The sequence below is a fragment of the Parabacteroides provencensis genome, from assembly GCF_900232875.1.
In the GTDB taxonomy this organism is placed as follows: Bacteria; Bacteroidota; Bacteroidia; order Bacteroidales; family Tannerellaceae; genus Parabacteroides; species Parabacteroides chinchillae.
On record NZ_LT960488.1, the window covers coordinates 1,080,069 to 1,098,557 of the forward strand.

At 38.9% G+C, this 18,489-nt stretch carries 19 protein-coding genes and 1 pseudogene; 11 read left to right on the forward strand and 9 right to left on the reverse strand.

Features of this window, described 5'->3' with window-relative positions:
• Positions 1 to 2 precede the first annotated feature (2 nt).
• The 5 genes and pseudogenes from CTY47_RS04820 to CTY47_RS04840 all read right to left on the reverse strand — a co-directional run.
• A complete protein-coding gene (locus tag CTY47_RS04820; protein ID WP_099464084.1) occupies positions 3 to 509 on the reverse strand; it encodes a DoxX family membrane protein in 507 nt (168 codons plus the stop codon).
• Positions 510 to 636: 127 nt separating this feature from the next.
• Complete coding sequence (locus CTY47_RS04825; protein ID WP_099463650.1) at positions 637 to 1,515, reverse strand: 3-keto-disaccharide hydrolase; 879 nt, start codon at positions 1,513 to 1,515, stop codon at positions 637 to 639.
• A gap of 24 nt (positions 1,516 to 1,539) precedes the next feature.
• Positions 1,540 to 3,027, reverse strand: a complete 1,488-nt coding sequence (locus CTY47_RS04830) for a Gfo/Idh/MocA family protein (protein WP_099463651.1) — start codon at positions 3,025 to 3,027, stop codon at positions 1,540 to 1,542.
• 303 nt (positions 3,028 to 3,330) lie between these two features.
• The gene (locus CTY47_RS17275) at positions 3,331 to 3,510 is read right to left on the reverse strand and encodes a hypothetical protein (RefSeq protein WP_233202118.1); all 180 of its coding nucleotides are present in this window, start codon (positions 3,508 to 3,510) and stop codon (positions 3,331 to 3,333) included.
• Positions 3,511 to 4,515 (reverse strand): annotated as a pseudogene (locus tag CTY47_RS04840) (ISAs1 family transposase); the annotation flags it as partial.
• A 245-nt stretch (positions 4,516 to 4,760) separates the two neighbouring features.
• Between CTY47_RS04840 and CTY47_RS04845 the strand changes: the two are divergent.
• From CTY47_RS04845 to cls, 6 genes are all read left to right on the forward strand, one after another.
• Positions 4,761 to 4,988 carry a DUF4492 domain-containing protein gene (locus CTY47_RS04845; protein WP_099463652.1) on the forward strand — a complete coding sequence of 76 codons (228 nt, stop codon included), beginning with the start codon at positions 4,761 to 4,763 and terminating at the stop codon, positions 4,986 to 4,988.
• Between the two features lie 11 nt (positions 4,989 to 4,999).
• Positions 5,000 to 6,556 carry a cytochrome ubiquinol oxidase subunit I gene (locus CTY47_RS04850; RefSeq protein WP_099463653.1) on the forward strand — a complete coding sequence of 519 codons (1,557 nt, stop codon included), beginning with the start codon at positions 5,000 to 5,002 and terminating at the stop codon, positions 6,554 to 6,556.
• Positions 6,557 to 6,597: 41 nt separating this feature from the next.
• Entirely contained in the window at positions 6,598 to 7,752 is a 1,155-nt protein-coding gene (locus tag CTY47_RS04855; protein ID WP_099463654.1) for a cytochrome d ubiquinol oxidase subunit II, read from the forward strand.
• Between the two features lie 257 nt (positions 7,753 to 8,009).
• Positions 8,010 to 8,927 carry a ribonuclease Z gene (locus CTY47_RS04860; RefSeq protein ID WP_099463655.1) on the forward strand — a complete coding sequence of 306 codons (918 nt, stop codon included), beginning with the start codon at positions 8,010 to 8,012 and terminating at the stop codon, positions 8,925 to 8,927.
• A 121-nt stretch (positions 8,928 to 9,048) separates the two neighbouring features.
• On the forward strand, positions 9,049 to 9,369 hold the full coding sequence (locus tag CTY47_RS04865) for a hypothetical protein (protein ID WP_099463656.1): 321 nt from the start codon (positions 9,049 to 9,051) through the stop codon (positions 9,367 to 9,369).
• 94 nt (positions 9,370 to 9,463) lie between these two features.
• On the forward strand, positions 9,464 to 10,900 hold the full coding sequence (cls, locus tag CTY47_RS04870) for a cardiolipin synthase (RefSeq protein ID WP_099463657.1): 1,437 nt from the start codon (positions 9,464 to 9,466) through the stop codon (positions 10,898 to 10,900).
• On the opposite strand, the gene rsmD is transcribed toward cls, so the two are convergent.
• Genes rsmD through CTY47_RS04885 form a run of 3 tightly spaced genes read right to left on the reverse strand, consistent with a single transcriptional unit; the run spans position 10,872 to position 12,903 of the window.
• Positions 10,872 to 11,444 carry a 16S rRNA (guanine(966)-N(2))-methyltransferase RsmD gene (gene rsmD / locus CTY47_RS04875; RefSeq protein ID WP_099463658.1) on the reverse strand — a complete coding sequence of 191 codons (573 nt, stop codon included), beginning with the start codon at positions 11,442 to 11,444 and terminating at the stop codon, positions 10,872 to 10,874. The two genes, cls and rsmD, sit on opposite strands and share 29 nt — an antisense overlap.
• Entirely contained in the window at positions 11,432 to 12,256 is an 825-nt protein-coding gene (locus tag CTY47_RS04880) for a DUF3822 family protein (RefSeq protein ID WP_099463659.1), read from the reverse strand. The genes rsmD and CTY47_RS04880 overlap by 13 nt, the downstream gene beginning before the upstream one ends.
• An 11-nt stretch (positions 12,257 to 12,267) precedes the next feature.
• Complete coding sequence (locus tag CTY47_RS04885) at positions 12,268 to 12,903, reverse strand: hypothetical protein (RefSeq protein ID WP_099463660.1); 636 nt, start codon at positions 12,901 to 12,903, stop codon at positions 12,268 to 12,270.
• A gap of 93 nt (positions 12,904 to 12,996) precedes the next feature.
• On the opposite strand from CTY47_RS04885, the gene CTY47_RS04890 reads away from it, so the two are divergent.
• The 5 genes from CTY47_RS04890 (at position 12,997) to CTY47_RS04910 (ending at position 17,422) form a co-directional block, all read left to right on the forward strand.
• On the forward strand, positions 12,997 to 14,412 hold the full coding sequence (locus CTY47_RS04890; RefSeq protein WP_099463661.1) for an ATP-dependent DNA helicase: 1,416 nt from the start codon (positions 12,997 to 12,999) through the stop codon (positions 14,410 to 14,412).
• Between the two features lie 111 nt (positions 14,413 to 14,523).
• Positions 14,524 to 15,138, forward strand: a complete 615-nt coding sequence (locus CTY47_RS04895) for a hypothetical protein (RefSeq protein ID WP_099463662.1) — start codon at positions 14,524 to 14,526, stop codon at positions 15,136 to 15,138.
• Positions 15,135 to 15,839: a 16S rRNA (cytidine(1402)-2'-O)-methyltransferase gene (rsmI, locus tag CTY47_RS04900; RefSeq protein ID WP_099463663.1), complete on the forward strand. Its 705-nt coding sequence runs from the start codon at positions 15,135 to 15,137 to the stop codon at positions 15,837 to 15,839. The genes CTY47_RS04895 and rsmI overlap by 4 nt, the downstream gene beginning before the upstream one ends.
• Positions 15,840 to 15,857: 18 nt before the next feature.
• Positions 15,858 to 16,730, forward strand: a complete 873-nt coding sequence (locus CTY47_RS04905) for a Cbp1 family collagen-binding glycoprotein adhesin (RefSeq protein ID WP_099463664.1) — start codon at positions 15,858 to 15,860, stop codon at positions 16,728 to 16,730.
• A complete protein-coding gene (locus CTY47_RS04910; protein ID WP_099463665.1) occupies positions 16,727 to 17,422 on the forward strand; it encodes a YjjG family noncanonical pyrimidine nucleotidase in 696 nt (231 codons plus the stop codon). Before CTY47_RS04905 ends, CTY47_RS04910 begins: the two co-directional genes overlap by 4 nt.
• A 50-nt stretch (positions 17,423 to 17,472) precedes the next feature.
• On the opposite strand, the gene CTY47_RS04915 is transcribed toward CTY47_RS04910, so the two are convergent.
• On the reverse strand, positions 17,473 to 18,486 hold the full coding sequence (locus CTY47_RS04915; protein WP_099463666.1) for an FAD:protein FMN transferase: 1,014 nt from the start codon (positions 18,484 to 18,486) through the stop codon (positions 17,473 to 17,475).
• Positions 18,487 to 18,489: the final 3 nt, after the last annotated feature.

The following is an 18,489-nucleotide window of genomic DNA, read 5'->3' on the forward strand; positions in this document are numbered from 1 at the left end:
TATCAAATCAATTTAAGTTTATGTAATATAGGACAAACTTTTCCTAACATGCGGTCGAAACCAAATATCTGAGAAGTCGGGAATACACACAATAATCCCAATGCAGCCAGTTCTACCAAATTCTTATCTATCCAAAGGTAAGAGCCTTCAAAAGGCATCATATACTCTGCTCCTATAAAAGAAGGATGCGACAAAGTGTACATAGCCAGCAGTATCATTCCACCCACTGAAGACAGGCGATATAAACATCCAAGTGTAAGCCCCAGGCCAATAAGCAAAAGAGCCCATTCATTTGCAAGGTTGATCATATCTACCATATTTGCATCTTGCGTCAATCCGATAAAAAAGGAAGAGGCAAAACCTTTTGAATCGAGGAGGTAAGGCATCGAAGTCCATTTCGGATTCATAATCTTTACCATTCCTTCATACATAAAGTGCCAACCGATAAAAAGCCGGAGCATCATCAACCAGGTCAGCTGTGCTTTCGTATAACATTGTTCTTTATTCATCATTCTGTATATTAAGTCTGAAAGTTGGTTCTAAAAATATCCATATAAAATAAAATACCCGAAGCTAGAACATTAGATTCCGGCTTCGGGCGTTTTTATCTGAAGTTATTTGTTTACTTAATAAGGATCAATCCAGTTCTTTAACTGTGATATTACGGAACCAAACATCATCACCATGATCTTGAAGTCCGATGAAGCCTTCCTTATTTTCGCCACCACAATTTAGCAACAGTTCGTAAGCCAACGGCCATTTTTCTTTGCTGAATTTGCTCTTATCAAGCATTTCCTTCCATTGCGGAGTCCACAAATGATATTCTACTACAGGTTCGTCGTTCTGATAATGAACAATTGTGCCTTTGTAGCAAAGGATTTTCACTTTGTTCCATTCGCCGAACGGTTTAGCGTTCTGCGGTTTGGCTGGTATCATATCATACAAAGAAGAAGATTGACGGTTGCCGTCTTTACCCATCTTTGCATCCGGATGATTTTCGTTATCCAGCACCTGGCATTCAGGAGCAGAGATAAAAAGAGGTTCTTTTACATCGTTGCCATCCTTATCTTTAGAAATAACTTCCTGACCCAGATAGAAGATACCGGAGTTAGCACCTTTGGCAACTTTCCATTCCAGTTCCAGTTCGAAGTTTTTCAGTTTGCTTGCAAAAATCAGGTCTCCACCGTCTTTTGAACCAGCTTCACCGGCACCCGAACCTTTAATATGAATAGTACCGTCTACAACTTCCCAAGCAGCAGGTACGTCGGAACGGTTATAACCTCTCCATCCGTTGAATGTCTTGCCATCAAAAATAACAATCTTTCCATCTTTGTCTTTCGGGAAAGTCGACAAGTCAACAGTAGGAAGATCGTTCACAATTCTATATTCGGGAACAGCAGCTTCTTCTGTCGTAGCTTCCGCAGTAGCTGTATCTTCTGTTTTCTTTCCACCGCCACAGGATGTAAAATAACACATCATAACTGCGGCACTTGCTAATAATACTGACTTTTTCATTTTTGGATTTATGTTTTTTACAAATTATCTCGGCATATCAGGCAGCTTCCAACCATCGCGATAGTTATGCTTGATCAATTCAGCCGCAAACTGTTGTGCATTAACCGGATCAGTCCATGTCTTGTTGAATGAAGGATGACCGTCTTTAATTGTAAAGCCGTCTTTAATAACAGTCTTGATTGTTTCATCCGGACTGATATTTGTAAATTGCATATTGTTGCCATCCCAATGCAACTCTTTGTTCAAGCCTTGCAAACGAACAGCCAATACACCCATTACAACCATTTCATTAAACGGACCAGCCAATGAGAAGTCTGACTTAGCTTTTACACGGTTTCCTGCGCTTTCTTTACAAGCACGGATCCAGTCTTGTTCATGACCACCACTAGTTGCATTAGCAACACGGCGTTCTGTTTTAGCGACATTAGGTACACGGCCAGACAACAACCAAGGATTCTGTCCGTAGCAACCGCAAATCAATGTATCTTTTGTTCCGTGGAAGATACACAATCCGCCTCCATAACCCATCAGTTCTTTTCCTTGAGGGAATCCTACAGGACGATCCGGCATCATACCGCCATCATACCAGTGAATTTCTACTTCCGGAAGAGCGACCTTAGGCATATTGTCGCGAGCAGGGAATGTCAGTTTTACATGCTGAGCCTGCGGAGCACAATCCGTCAGCAACAATGTAGACGAACCTTGTGCTTTTGTAGGATAACCTAATTTCAGAGCTTTAAACGGAGCACTCATGATGTGGCAAGCCATATCACCTAAAGCGCCTGTACCATAAGCCCACCATCCGCGCCAGTTCCATGGATGATAAATATGGTTGAAAGGACGCATTTCAGCCGGACCTGTAAACAAATCCCAATTCAAAGTAGAAGGAATCTTATCTGCTTTATCGGGCACATTCAAACCTTGCGGCCAGATAGGACGGTCTGTAGCACATTCCACTTTTGTTACTTCACCTATTTCTCCATTCCAAATCCATTCGCAAACCAGGTTTTCACCTTCGTCCGAACAGCCTTGGTTACCCATTTGTGTAGCAACCTGATATTTATCAGCCAGCTTAGTCAACAAACGAGATTCATAAACAGAGTGGGTCAACGGCTTCTGGCAATATACATGTTTGCCCAAAGTCATTGCATCGGCAGAAACAATAGCATGAGTATGGTCTGCAGTAGCTACCAATACAGCATCGATAGACTTACCCATTTCATCATACATCTTACGGAAGTCCCAATATTTTTTAGCTTGCGGATGACGGTCGAATACAGGTTTTGCATACTTCCAGTCTACATCACAAAGAGCTACGATATTTTCTGTAGTCTCCATGTTCTTTAAGTTTGCATTACCCATACCACCAATACCAACGGCAGCAATATTCAATTTATCGGAAGGGGCTACATATCCGTGACTTTTACCAAGGATAGAACCCGGAACAATAGAAAATGCAGCAGCAGCGGCTGCTCCTCTTTGGAGGAAAGATCTTCTTGAAATGTTTGACATAGTAATAATTTTTTATAGATTAGCACTTAACAATAATATTCCATGTGTTTTTCCACCTTCTTGTGGTTCAAATTGTCGCAAATATAACCAATACTGTGTTAAAGACAAGCCTATGAAAGTGCTTTATCATTTAAAATAATTTTTTTTAACAGAGAAATAATTCCTACATGCCGGCATCTTTCTGTTTTTTACCGAATGCAAATTTGATTTTCATACCGACAAAATAGATTGTTGACAACTATCAACTTAGCGGCCGATAATTGTCAACTTAATAATAGACCGGCAATAAACAGGGCAAACGCATTAGGATTTTTGATATAGTACCATTGCCTTTTTCATTATCTCTTTCTTTATATTGGGCTTTAATGCTGCTGCTAACATTTTCTTTTTCAAGGATGCTCCTTTTTTGTATGTAAAGGCTTTCAGTACCGGCATTGCCATTTTTCTTAATATAGCCAGGTTTAACACTTGGTTCTTTTTCATTTTGGTCTCATCTTCATTAAAAGATACATCTAGTTGCCAATGCAAATTGTTCTCTATTTTCCAGTGATTTCGTATGATATTCAATTGCATGGGTGCATCTTTCTCCAAGGAAGATATGAAACATCTTGTTTCTGTGGTCGTTTCTCCTGTAGACAGTATCGTTCTTTGGGAAGTAATTGTACCAAAGCTTTTGATTCCTTCCCATTCTTTTCCACACTCAGGTATCCATCCCTAATGAGAACAGGAATGACAAATACGGACTTCTTCTCTCCCATGTCCTCGGGTTATTTCTTCGGCATGATCTATCCATTTAGCTTTATCACGGTTGTTTTCTACTCGAATCCCTTCTAATATACCTTCATATAATTTCTCTTGATTGGCTTTCACAATAATCAGATAATCAGCTTTAGCTGCTGTAATAGCTTTGATAGACTCTTTTTGACAATGTAGAGCGTCCGCAGTAATAATAGTACTTGCCAAATAAAGGTCTGTAACTAATTTGCGAAGTTGCTCGGGCTCGTTTATCTTTTTATCTGCCACCTCCTGTCCTAAACACAATCCGGTTCCGGTAGCATAAGCAGTAACTACATTCAAACCAGAAACATCGGTTACAGAGGCAGCATATTTGCCATCAAAGGCTACTATTTCTTTATCTTTACTAGCCTGAGAATGATCCAAATCGCCGCGTAATTGAGATTGAAGGGCTGACATAGTCTTGCGAAAAGACTGTTCCAAACTCGAGGGATTAACCAAAGAGAAAAAGCGACTAAAAGTATCATGGGAAGGCACACCAACAAAACAAGAACCTAAGTACTCAGAGAGCAAATCTTCACTAGATTCAGCGATTTCAACGATATCATCCCAGTCTTTACCTCCACAAAGGATACCAACAAAAGCCATGAAAATAATGCTACAGGAAGGGTAGTATAGACGATTACCTGTACGGAAGTCTTCAACATCACGAGCAAAAGATAATAATAAAGAGTAATCAGAAGAAGGAGTCATAAAGAATATAAGTTAGAGATACAAAGCAAAGGTAGAAAAAAGTACAAAAAACACAGGAAAGAAAGAAAAAATCCTAATGCGTTTGCCCTGCACGCATGTATTCAATACCAGCTGATAGATATAATCTATTTTTTAATAGATATTTATTATATCCTGCAGACAGCAATTATAGTCTTTTTCATTATATTTGTATTAACTTGAAACATTCTTGTTTTCACATCTGTTATCTTAATGAAAATACATGTATGAAAAAAGATTTTATTCTAATACGAATCTACCGTTTTTACCTGGAAGGTTTTCGTGAAATGACACTAGGTAAAACCCTTTGGCTTATAATCCTGGTCAAATTGTTCATTATGTTTTTCATTCTTAGGTTATTCTTTTTCCCCAATTACCTCAACCAGTTTAATAGCGATAAAGAAAAAGAAGAACACGTTTCAAGCCAACTTATAGACAGAGCAATTACTCCTTAAACATTAATAATATGATTGAAAGCATTGACACTTCTTTGATTGATTGGTCGAGAGCACAGTTTGCCCTTACGGCCATGTATCACTGGTTATTCGTCCCCCTGACATTGGGATTGGGTGTTATACAGGCCATTATGGAAACTATTTACGTCCGGACGGGAAAAGAGTTCTGGAAAACAACGGCCCAGTTCTGGATGAAACTTTTCGGTATTAATTTTGCTATTGGGGTAGCAACCGGCCTGATACTTGAATTTGAGTTCGGAACCAACTGGTCTAACTATAGTTGGTTTGTAGGAGATATCTTTGGTGCGCCTCTTGCCATCGAAGGTATTCTGGCTTTTTTTATGGAAGCCACTTTTATTGCCGTCATGTTCTTTGGTTGGAATAAAGTGAGCAAGCGTTTCCACCTTGCATCCACATGGCTTACAATCGTAGGTGCAACACTCTCTGCCTTATGGATTCTGATCGCAAATGCATGGATGCAGTATCCTACAGGTATGCAATTCAATCCGGACACTGTTCGTAATGAAATGTTTAATTTCTGGGATGTAGCCCTATCTCCTGTCGCTATCAATAAATTTTTCCACACCGTGCTTTCCGGTTGGATTGTCGGGGCACTGTTTGTCGTTGGTATCAGCAGTTGGTATTTATTAAAGAAAAGAGAAGTAGAATTTGCCCTGTCGAGTATCAAAATCGGAGCTATCTTCGGTTTAGTTGCATCTATCTTAATTATATGGACAGGTGATGGTTCCGCTTATCAGGTAGCCCAAAAGCAGCCAATGAAATTAGCCGCTATGGAAGGACTATATGAAGGAAGCAACGGGCAAGGGTTGGTAGCTATCGGGATTCTAAATCCGCAAAAGACAAGTTACCAGGACAATGTTAACCCTTTCATCTTCCGAATCCAAGTTCCTAAACTTCTGTCTTTCCTTGCTGAACGCAAAGCAGATGCGTATGTCCCGGGAATTGTCAATCTGATTGAAGGAGGCTACACAACACATAATGGAACGCCGGCCCTTTCCGCCCAAGAAAAAATAGCAAAGGGCAGACTTGCAATCAAAGCGTTAGCCGATTACCGCCAAGCTAAAAAAGACAAAAACGAAGCACTGGCCGAACAAAGCCGTACTATATTGAACGACAATTTTGCATACTTCGGATATGGTTACATTAAAGATCCGGCAGAGCTTATTCCACATGTCGGACTTACCTTCTATTCTTTCCGCATTATGGTGTTATTAGGAGGATATTTCATTTTATTATTTCTCATCGCTTTAATCTATGGTAAGAAAAACAAATTTGCAGAAGCCCGTTGGTTGCAATACGTTTGCCTGTGGTCGGTTCCACTGGCTTATATTGCAGGACAAGCCGGATGGGTTGTTGCAGAGGTGGGACGTCAGCCCTGGGCCATACAAGACATACTGCCGACTTCGGCCTCAATATCCAAGTTGAATCCATCCTCTGTGCAGACCACATTCTATTTATTCCTCATCCTTTTTACAATCTTATTGATTGCAGAAATAGGCATCATGGTGAAAGCTGTCAAAAAAGGACCACAATCAAGTGGACATTAATAACGGACAATTTGTTATTCACAACTTATAATTATTAGCATATGGATAGTACATATATATTATTACAACATTACTGGTGGTTCCTTGTATCTTTACTTGGGGCACTGCTTGTTTTCCTGCTTTTCGTTCAGGGCGGACAGTCTTTGCTATACACAATAGGGAAAACCGAATTGCAACAAAAAATGCTGTTAAACTCAACCGGGCGTAAATGGGAGTTCACATTTACAACACTGGTTACTTTCGGAGGTGCCTTTTTTGCCTCTTTTCCTCTTTTCTATTCTACCAGCTTCGGAGGAGCATATTGGGTATGGATGCTTATCTTACTCTGTTTCGTAATTCAAGCTGTCTCTTACGAGTATCAAGCTAAGAAAGGGAATCTGTTGGGAAAGAAAACCTATCAGATATTTCTGATGATTAATGGTATAGCAGGTCCTATTTTACTGGGAACAGCTGTAGCCACCTTCTTTAACGGCGCCGAATTTGTGGTAAACAAAGGACAACTGACCGACATAGCAATGCCGGTAATATCCACATGGGCAAATCCCTGGCATGGACTGGAAGCCGCCATTGTATTCTGGAATCTTTGCTTAGGACTGGCCGTATTTTTCCTTGCCCGTGCACTGGCTTTACTTTATTTCATCAATAATATCGATGATACCGAAGTTATAAACAGAAGCCGCAAACAACTTATTCCTGAAACAATCCTTTTTCTGGTTTTCTTCCTTCTATTTGTGGTTCATCTAATGTTCGCAAAAGGTTTTGCCGTTAACCCCGAAACCGGAGAAGTATTCATGCAGCCTTATAAATACTTTATAAACCTGATTGAGATGCCGGCAGTATTAGCGGTATTAGTTATAGGTGTAATAAGTGTTCTATTTGGAATAGGGAAAACTCTATTGTCTGCAGAATGGAGAAAAGGGATCTGGTTTACCGGAACCGGGACAGTTCTAACGGTATTGGCACTACTGCTTTGCGCCGGTTGGAACAATACGGCATATTATCCGTCCATTGCCGATTTGCAAAGTTCGCTGACCATACAAAACAGTTCATCCAGTCTGTTCACATTAAAAGTAATGAGCTACGTATCTATTATCGTACCATTTGTTCTGGCATATATATTCTATGCATGGAGAGCACTTGACCTGCACAAGATAAACACTAAAGAGATGAGCGACGACAAAGGACATACCTATTAAAAAAAAGGAAACGGCGAAGCTCACGCTTGGCCGTTTCTGCATTTAACCGTTTTAAACAAAAAGAAAAAGTTAGTTAAGGCTTAGAAATATATCATAAGTCTTATTTACAGACTGCAATTGCTTCCTGAAAGGACAGCAAACAAATATATATAATCCCGTTTACCCAGCCTACATCGGAAGGCTTTTTTTTGTTATTTTTCACAGTAAGGAGAGGCTTTTGTATTATCTTTGCATTGAATTATCCCAATAAACCCTTTATGGCTGAATTTGATATAAATATATTAGGATGTGGCTCCGCACTTCCCACTACCCGTCATTTAGCGACTTCCCAAATCATAGATTTACGAGATAAATTATATATGGTCGATTGCGGAGAAGGTACCCAAGTACAAATGCGCCACATGCGAATAAAGTTCAACAGACTGAATCATATATTTATTTCCCACCTGCATGGTGATCATTGTTTTGGTTTACCCGGCCTGTTATCTACTTTGGGGATGCTTGGCCGGACCGGAGAACTCGTGATTCATGGTCCTAAAGAGCTGGAAAATTATTTACGTCCCGTATTGACAATCTTCTGCAAAGGTTTACCCTACGAAATACGAATCAATACGGTGGATACATATCAACATTCGCTTATAATGGAAGATCGCTCTCTCAGTGTGTATTCGATCCCTTTAAAACATCGTATACCTTGCTGCGGATATTTGTTCGTAGAAAAACAAAAAGAAGCTCATATTCTCAGGGAAATGACCGATTTTTACCAGGTTCCCGTCCGAATGATGCAAGAGATAAAAAGAGGAGCCGATTTTATAACGGAAGAAGGAGAGATAATTCCAAATGCACGTCTCACACATCCGGCAAAACCTGCAAAACGATATGCCTATTGTTCCGACACAGCATTTTATCCGAATATCATCCCATATATTGAAGGAGTAGATTTACTTTACCATGAAGCCACTTTTGCAGAGTGTGATGCAGCACGAGCGAAAGAGACATTTCATTCTACAGCAAAACAAGCAGCCGAAATAGCCAAACGAGCCCAAGTAAAGCAACTAGTCATAGGCCATTACTCTGCACGCTATGAAAACCTGAGCCAACTCAAACAGGAAGCCGATGAAATATATCCGGATACAGCCTTAGCCAACGAAGGCATGGTTATTTCATTGTCATAGCTTCTATAGTCCATTGTTTCAGAGGCTACAGACAAGTTAGATATGACGCTAAATAAATCGGTCTTTTCTTTCTTCGTTTACAGATTTCTTCATACATTTGTGCGAAATTAGGGTTTTGAATATGAAAGTCTTTATTACAATACTGTTAGCCCTGACTTTACAGGTAGGTTCTTCAATTCCAGCATACGCTTCGAAGTTGAAGAGTGAAACCTTTGCCATAGACCAAAACGATCTTAAACCAATAGAAATATCTGTATCTGAAAATCGCATTCATGTAGAAAATGCACCTATAGGCAGTATCCTCGAAATCTATAGCGTAGTCGGAATCAAAGTAGCAGAAATAGAATTAAAACAACCGTCCGGAGATTACACAGTAAACATTGCCAAAGGATATTATATTATCCGTATCGGGGAAACTGTACGCAAAATAGCAATTCGTTAAGGTATAAGTTTCCACACAGATATTTTCACGTGGTCCGTTTGTTTTTTTCGTCCTTCTTCTATATCTTAGCTGTTTGTAGTATAAACAAAGAGGAATGTTATCGGCTATATATATACAGTTTATAGTAGGCACTATTTTCATTATATTATATTGTGTAACTATCGTAGGATTAATATTGGTTATTCTGACTGAAAACAGAAATCCGCTAAAAACAATCCCATGGGTAATTGTATTGTTATTAGCTCCCGGTATCGGATTGCTCTTTTATTTCTTTTTCGGGCAGGACAATCGCAAACAACGTATTATTTCGAGAAGAACCTACAAACGTATTATGAGGCGGCCTCAAGAAGGTAAGCTACCTCAGGATATGTGCATCGTGCCTGAAGCTTATCAGCCGCTATCGACGTTGCTAAGCAACAGCAGCCAATCATCACTTTTATACGGAAGTGATATAACAATCTATACTAATGGCACTGATAAATTACTGGATTTACTAAAAGAAATAAGTAATGCCACTCATCACATTCACTTGCAATACTATATTTTTTGTGATGACGAAACAGGCTATAAAGTACAGAAAGCTTTGATCAAGAAAGCCCGTGAAGGTGTAAAAGTACGTGTACTGTACGATGATGTAGGTTGTTGGAATGTAAAGAACCGCTTTTTCAAAGAAATGCAAGATGCCGGAATTGAAGTATATGCTTTTCTTAAAGTGGTATTTCCTATTTTAACCAGCAAAGTAAACTACCGTAACCATCGTAAAATAGTAGTAATTGACGGCAGAATAGGCTTTATGGGGGGTATGAACATTGCCGACCGTTATGACAAAGGCACATCTTGGGGAACATGGCGAGATACACATTTTAAAATTATAGGAAAAGGCGTTCATGGCCTTCAATCCGCTTTTCTTATTGACTGGTATGTTGTAAGTAAAAAGCTGCTGAATGACAAAATATACTATCCTCCAGCACAGATTTATAGCGATAACATCATGCAGATAGCAACTAGTGGACCTGTAGGGCAATGGAGAACATTGCTACAGGCAGTCATCTTTGTTATAGCAAACGCAAAGAAATACATCTTTATACAAACCCCTTATTTCTTACCGACTGAAGGATTGAATCAAGCACTGCAAACAGCAGCCTTAGGAGGTGTTGACGTACGGCTGATGCTGCCTAAACGTTCAGACACCCGCACAGCAAACATGGCAACTCATTCTTTTATTGACGAGATGGTAAAAGCCGGAGTAAAAGTATACTTCTACAAGCCGGGATTCCTACATTCCAAACTGGTAATAAGTGATGATACCATTGCATGTATCGGTTCTGCAAATATGGACTTCCGCAGTTTTGAACACAATTTTGAAATTAACGCATTCATATATCAAAGGGAGTTCACTTTGCAAATGAAAAAAGTGTTTATGCACGACATGCAAAATTGTGAGCGTCTCGTACCTTCCAAATGGCTAAAACGTCCATGGAAACAAAGGATAGCAGAATCTTTTATGCGTCTGTTTTCCCCTCTTCTATAATCCGTTCCTCTTTGACAAAAATAGAAAAGTTTACAGAACCATAAACTCTGTGTTGATTAAAATAAGGAAGAGAAGAAAAATCATTTGTCTTTGGATGCTCCATGACAAAAATGCCTCCTTCGCGTAATAAATCACGTTTAAATATTAATTCAGGAACCTGAGGTAATTCCTTTAATGCATAAGGAGGATCGGCAAAAATAAAATCAAAACTTTGCGCCGGAGCCGAATGAAGATACCGAAATACATCCCCTCTGATCAGTGTCAGATCATCTGTCTTTAGCTCCTTGACAACTTTTGCTATAAAAGATGCATGTGCATTATTTTTCTCTACAGCAACAACACGACGACATTCGCGGGATAATAATTCAAAAGAAATACTACCCGTACCGGCAAATAAGTCCAACGCATCTAATCCTTCAAAATCAACAAGATTAGAAACTACATTAAACAAATTCTCCTTTGCAAAATCTGTTGTTGGGCGTGCACTAAAAGAAGAAGGTACGTCAAAACGCCGACGACCATATTTACCACTTATAATTCGCATATCGATAAAGAAATTAAATCCATAGGAGCCTGGCCAATCTCAACTCCCAGCAAATAAGCCTCCGAAGGAATCTCCATTAAGTGAACCTGCTGCAAATATGTATGCAACGTACTCATTATAGCATTACGCAACATGGAATTTCCCGCCAGATAAAGAATATCTTTCACCTGATTCATGCCAACCTCTCTCCATACATTTAATATGTAATATAACATATCATCAGGGACTGTTGCCTCAAAAGAGTTTACAAAAAGCAAATTGCCTTGGGTAAAACAGGCAATATCTATCATACCAGCATGCAATACCACATACATCCGCTTCGAAAGACTTGTCCGGCTTTGTTTACTCCATAAAGATATTAATGGAGTCATATAATGGACAAAACAAGGATTCAACAGCGAACGGGAACAAAACTCATATACTTCTTCATCCAGACCAAATACAACTTCCATTCGATCTGCTTTCAAAGCATTATTCAAACATTTCTTTTCCGGAGTTGAAAAATTAAAAGAAAGAAAGTCGTTTTTTCTTTTTTCTTCAAAAATATCTTCGGGAATAAGCGTATACTGAGCAGATACACAAACCACGTAAATCCGTTTATACATCCAATTCAGAAAATCATGTTCAAAGAAAAACTCTTTCAAAGAAGACATATATGAAACTGTCCGGCTAAATTCTGCTTCTCTATAGAAGAAGCTTCCTACTTCCGAAGGGATATAACCGGAAAAAGAAAGTCCACCCGACCATAGCCGGATGGACACTATATATTTTTCCGAATTACCAGTTAACGTATCAGGAATACTGATAGTCATATAGTTTTCGATTATTCCCAGTTACCTGCGTTATTATTAATTTCTTCCAAAGAACCTACACGTAAGCCAGGGAACTTAGATTGTTTTTCTGCTTTTTCAATCAAGTTATAAGTCAACTGAGGATCCAAATCATACAAATAGTCTGCAAACTTAACCTGGCACTGGAATACTTTAATTTCATAACCTGAACCAGACTTCAATGTAGCAGTATCCATATCAAATGTTATTTTTTCACCCGGTACTTCAGGTACATAACGCATACCTGCAACGTCATAACCTGCGCCCAACAATGTATCGACAGCCAACACCCACATAGTATCACGTCTGATCAAACCTTTCTTTACAGCTTCCTTTTCAGTCATACCTTTTTCCAGCTGTTCATCAGTTAAAACACCTTCCTTCACCAAGAACGGCAGTTTTTCTGTTGTCAAGAATTTAGCTAATTCATCAAAATTAGCGGCATGTACCTTGTGAATATTTTTGTATTCAATCTGAGCTTTACGGATATCAATCAGGCGAGTCTTGATAGCGTTGTCACGTATTTCTTTCTCTGCATCATATTCCCTTGGTGCCTGAATACTTCTATAACACATGTAAACTAGCAGTAGAACTGCAGCAGCTAATAAAATCTTTAATGTAACTTTCATGGTTTGTATTGTTTTTTGAATTTATTTCGTTCGGCAAATTTAAAAAAGAATATTTAATACACTACCTTTATCGCAAAAATTATTACTTCCAAAATGATAAATAGTTATTTGAGTTGCCAAATTACACAAAATTTCCTATACAATCCCACAGATGACCAACTTTCCGCCCTGAAAATCATCTCAAACTTCTTATTTTCAAGAGAACCGGACGGTCTTCTTCTTCTCAAAGGATATGCAGGTACCGGGAAGACTTCACTGGTGGGTTCCTTAGTAAAAACCTTAAACGAACTTAAACAAAAAACCATCCTTTTAGCACCTACCGGACGGGCAGCAAAAGTATTTTCCGGATATGCTGCACAGAAAGCTTACACCATACATAAAAAAATATATCGGCAAAAAGCATTTTCTAATGAACCAACTGGGTTTCTTCCGGATACTAATCTACACAAAGACACCCTGTTTATAGTAGATGAAGCTTCTATGATTTCCAATAACGGATTAGATACATTCTTTTTTGGCACCGGGCGCCTGTTAGACGACCTGGTTCACTATGTTTACTCAGGCGAAAACTGCCGCTTAATGCTGATGGGCGATGTTGCCCAGTTAGCACCCGTAAGCCAATCTGAAAGTCCGGCTCTCAACAAAAAAATTCTTCAAGGATATAACTTGCAAGTAGAAGAAATAACTCTCACACAAGTAGTCCGCCAAAATGAAAATTCAGGTATCTTGTTCAATGCAACTAACCTCAGAGACGCTTTAAGAAGCAACACGGTGGAAAATTTCCCAAAACTGCACCTGGAAAGTTTTTCCGACTTCAGAAAAATAAATGGAGATGAATTAATAGAAGAAATTTCAGCGGCTTATGACAGAGATGGTATTGAAGAGACTATGATCATATCTCGCTCCAACAAACGGGCGACTATTTACAACAACGGCATACGCAATCGTATTCTATACCGTGAAGAAGAACTATCCTCCGGTGACCGTCTAATGGTAGCCAAAAATAATTATTATTGGACTGCCGGATGTAAAGAAATGGACTTTATTGCCAATGGAGAAATTATTCAGGTATTACGTGTACGCCATACAACAGATTTATATGGTTTCAGATTTGCTGACGTATTAGTCCGTTTTCAGGATTACGACTTAGAGATGGAAATAAAAATTTTATTAGACACTCTCCAGACAGACTCCCCTTCTTTACCTAAAGAGCTTAACGACAAGCTATTTTACACCATCCTCGAGGACTATGAAGATATACCTACAAAAGCCGGGAAAATGAAAAAAATGAAAGTAGACCCATATTATAACGTCGTCCAGGTAAAATACGCTTATGCTGTAACTTGTCATAAAGCACAAGGAGGACAATGGATGAATGTATTCCTTGACATCGGCTACATCACAGAAGAAATGTTAGGAGAAAGTTTCTACCGTTGGCTTTATACTGCTTTTACACGAGCAACCTATAGGCTCTATTTAGTAAACCTGCCAGACGAATTTATTGAGTAACAACGTATCTTTACAACAATATTTTACATCAATACAACGTTACATTAATAAGAAATACTTACTTTTGCGAATAACAGAGCGGATTATCTTCCCGCTTGAATACATAAAAGTATGGCAAACAAAGAAAAGATAGATTATCTGTTACTGGACATCCGGGAATTAGAAAAGCAAGTTGCCGGCATGAGGGATGTCGAAATATATCCGGTATCCTTTTTCAGCCAGACATTTGATTTGACACATAAAATACTCAAAGATCTTCATGCGCTCGAAGCAATTCAGATCGAAATGCTGCGCAAGCAAATGGAAGAACACGCAGTCTTATTGCAGTCTATCCCTAAACAAACAGCCACACCAATGCCGGATGCCCCTCCATTGGAAAAGGCTATTGAAGAAATTCCTGTTGTAAAAGAACAAATCATAAAAGTAGAAGAATCGGTCAAAGAGACAAATAATACAGCTGATCGCCCGAATTTGTTCCTCAACGATTTATTGGAAAAGAAAAACTTATCCGATTTCCGTAAAGCTTTCAGCTTAAATGATCGTTTCCGCTTTCGCAGGGAATTGTTCGGAGGAGATGAAAACAAAATGAATAAAGCAATCTCCGATCTTAATGACATTCATTCATATGAAGATTCGATTGCTTACCTGAATAATGAATTGAAATGGAATATAGAAGATGAAGCTGTAACGGACTTCATGAAACTTCTGGAAAAACGATTCCTATGACAAAGTTAACAGTTGTACCAACTCCTGTCGGAAATCTGGAAGATATGACATTCCGGGCTATCCGGGTGCTAAAAGAGGCTGATCTTATTTTAGCAGAAGACACTCGTACAACCGGGATTCTATTAAAGCACTTTGAAATAGAAAACCGAATGCAGTCTCACCATAAATTTAATGAACATAAAACGGTGGGACAAATCGCAGCAAGAATTAAAGCAGGCGAAAATATAGCGCTTGTTTCAGATGCAGGAACTCCTGCTATCTCCGATCCCGGTTTTATGTTGGTTAGAGAATGTGTAAAACAAGGAGTAGAAGTTGAATGCCTCCCTGGTGCAACAGCATTCGTTCCGGCATTAGTTGCATCAGGACTACCGAATGAGAAATTCTGTTTTGAAGGTTTTCTTCCCCAGAAAAAAGGAAGGCAAACCCGGCTCAAAGAATTGTCGACTGAGTATCGCACAATTATCTTCTATGAATCACCTTTCAGGTTAGTAAAAACATTAGTACAACTAGCTGAGTTTTTTGGAGCAGACCGACAAGTTTCCGTTTCTCGTGAAATATCTAAAATACATGAAGAAACTGTAAGAGGAACGCTTCAAGAAGTGGCTGCGCACTTTACTGTGAACGATCCGAGAGGTGAAATTGTTATTGTATTAGCAGGCTTAAAAGATAAAAAGGACAAAGAGACAGAAAAGGATGTTTAACGTAACAAACAAAAAGACATGAAGAAAGTATTAGTAGTATGTATCTGCACAGCCATGCTGGCCTCCTGTGGACAAAATTCAGCCGATTATAAGAAGCTGAAAGCTGAAAATGATTCTCTGAGACTGGAGAATACCCGCAACACTGACGAAATTAATGAAATGCTGAACACATTAAACGATGTAGAAGCAGACTTTCAATCAATACGTGATGCCGAAAATTATTTAACCATCCAACAACAAACAGGTGGTGAAATGAATCTGAGCAAACGCGAACAGATTAAGCAGAATATGGAGTTAATCACTGAAACTTTGAAGAAGAACAAAGAACAGATTAACCAATTGCAGGATAAACTAAAGAAAAGCGGAATTCAATCGGCAGCACTGAAAAAGACTATAGACCGTCTATCTTCCGAGCTTGATCAAAAAGCTACAATGATTGTTGCTTTACAAGAAGATTTAGCTAAAAAAAATATCCGCATCCAGGAATTGGACGAAATGGTCTCATCTTTAAATGAAGATGTGGAAACTCTGGCAGCTACAACAGCTGCTCAATCCGAAAAAATAAATGCGCAAGATCAAACAATCAACACCGCTTATTATTGTTTCGGTACATCCAAGGAATTGAAAGATCAGAAAATTCTTTCCGGCGGTGGCCTATTTGCAAAATCAAAAGTATTGCAAAGTGGTTTTAACAAGGATTATTTTATTTCTATCGATATCCGAGAAGTAAAAGAAATACCTTTATTTGCAAGTAAAGCAAAACTAAAATCCAATCATCCGGAAGGTTCTTATGAATTTGTAAAAGACGAAGATAACAACCTGACACTTAAAATCACAGACACAAAAGCATTCTGGAGTTTAGGTAAATATCTGGTAATTGAAGTAGGATGACGAAATACAAAAATCTATTCATAGACTTAGACGATACCCTTTGGGATACGTATCACAACAATAAAGAATGCCTCGAAGAGATTTATAATGCCTACAATTTCGGGCGTTATTATGCCTCCTTCGAGGCTTTCTTTGATATATATATGCCCAACAATATAAATTTATGGGCTAAATATCGTACCGGAGAAATAAACCGGCAAACACTTATTATCGAACGCTTCTGTTATATGACCCGTCCGATGGGTATTGAAGATGTCAAATCTATAATGGAATTAAATAATGATTTTTTGCAACGGACTACAAAGAAAACCCGTCTAATTCCTGGAGCTATCGAATTGTTGGAATACCTCCGTCCATCTTACAGAATGTTCATTCTTTCAAATGGATTCAGGGAAGTACAATTCAAGAAACTAAATAATTCCGGCCTCGCCCCTTACTTTGAGCGTATGGTATTGTCTGAAGATGCCAATATACAAAAGCCACATAAAGAAATATTTGATTTTGCCCTGCGTAATACAAACTCCCGCAGAAATGAAAGTTTAATGATAGGAGACAGCTGGGATGCAGACATTATAGGAGCTTACAATTCAAAGATAGACCAAGTCTGGTTTAACCCCGAAGGTCTTCCTGCCGGGCATTTCACTCCAACATACACTGTATATTCTTTGGAAGAAATAAAAAAAATCCTTTAAGATTTTATCAGGTAAATAAATCAACCAAAAGCAGGGGCATATCCTTCCAGCTATTCTTTACGGTCTATTAAATACTGCTGAAATCCTTCGGAATATTCAACGCGATAGCCAGTATCAACAGAATCAGAGCAGATAAGATAATATTCTATTTCCGGGATTTTTATTTTCAAAGCCTTTGCTCCGCTTGAGCCCAACACCATAATAGCCGTAGCACAAGCATCAGCAATCATACCTTCCGGTGCAATAACAGTTGCCCCCAAAACATCCCGTTGTACAGGACATCCTTCACGAGGGTCAATAGTATGTGCATATTTCTTACCATCTTTCACATAAAAATTGCGGTAATTACCAGAGGTCGCCAATCCGTGGCGGCCACACAAAGAAACAATATCCTGTAAATCCTGCGTCATACCGGAAGCATCGTCTATAGGCTTTGTTATACCTATACGCCAGCACTCTCCTTTAGGATTCATCCCTTTGGCAACCACTTCTCCCCCAAAATCGATCATAAAATTTTGGATACCTTTACTTTCAAACAGCCGGGCAATCATGTCACATACCGTACCATCAGCCAATGAAGATGCGTTAAGCAATAAACGGGGATCATCCTTTTGAATCTGCCCGTTTACCAAATGCACTTTCTGATAACCGACAAAGGCTTTAACACTATCAATATGTTGAGGGGTAACACTATCTTTTTTACTAAATCCAAACCCCCACAAATTAATGATAGGAGCACATGTAATATCATAAGCACCATCTGTTTGTTCGGAAACATATATAGCCGTATTAAATAGCTTGGCAAAAAGCGAATCTTCCACAGACATATTTGTATTCCGGTTTATTTGGGAAATAACAGATGTAAAATCAAATGCATTAAACAAATGATAAAAACGCTCAAACTCTGCATTTATTTCGTCCGTTAACGGTTGCTTATATTCATACTCAACCGTATAAGGGGTATGTAACTGGCCTGTCAACGTATAATACTGTTGTTTAGGTTGACAAGACATTTGCAACAAAAACAAACTACCCCAAAGCAGACAAAACAATACAGATTTCATATT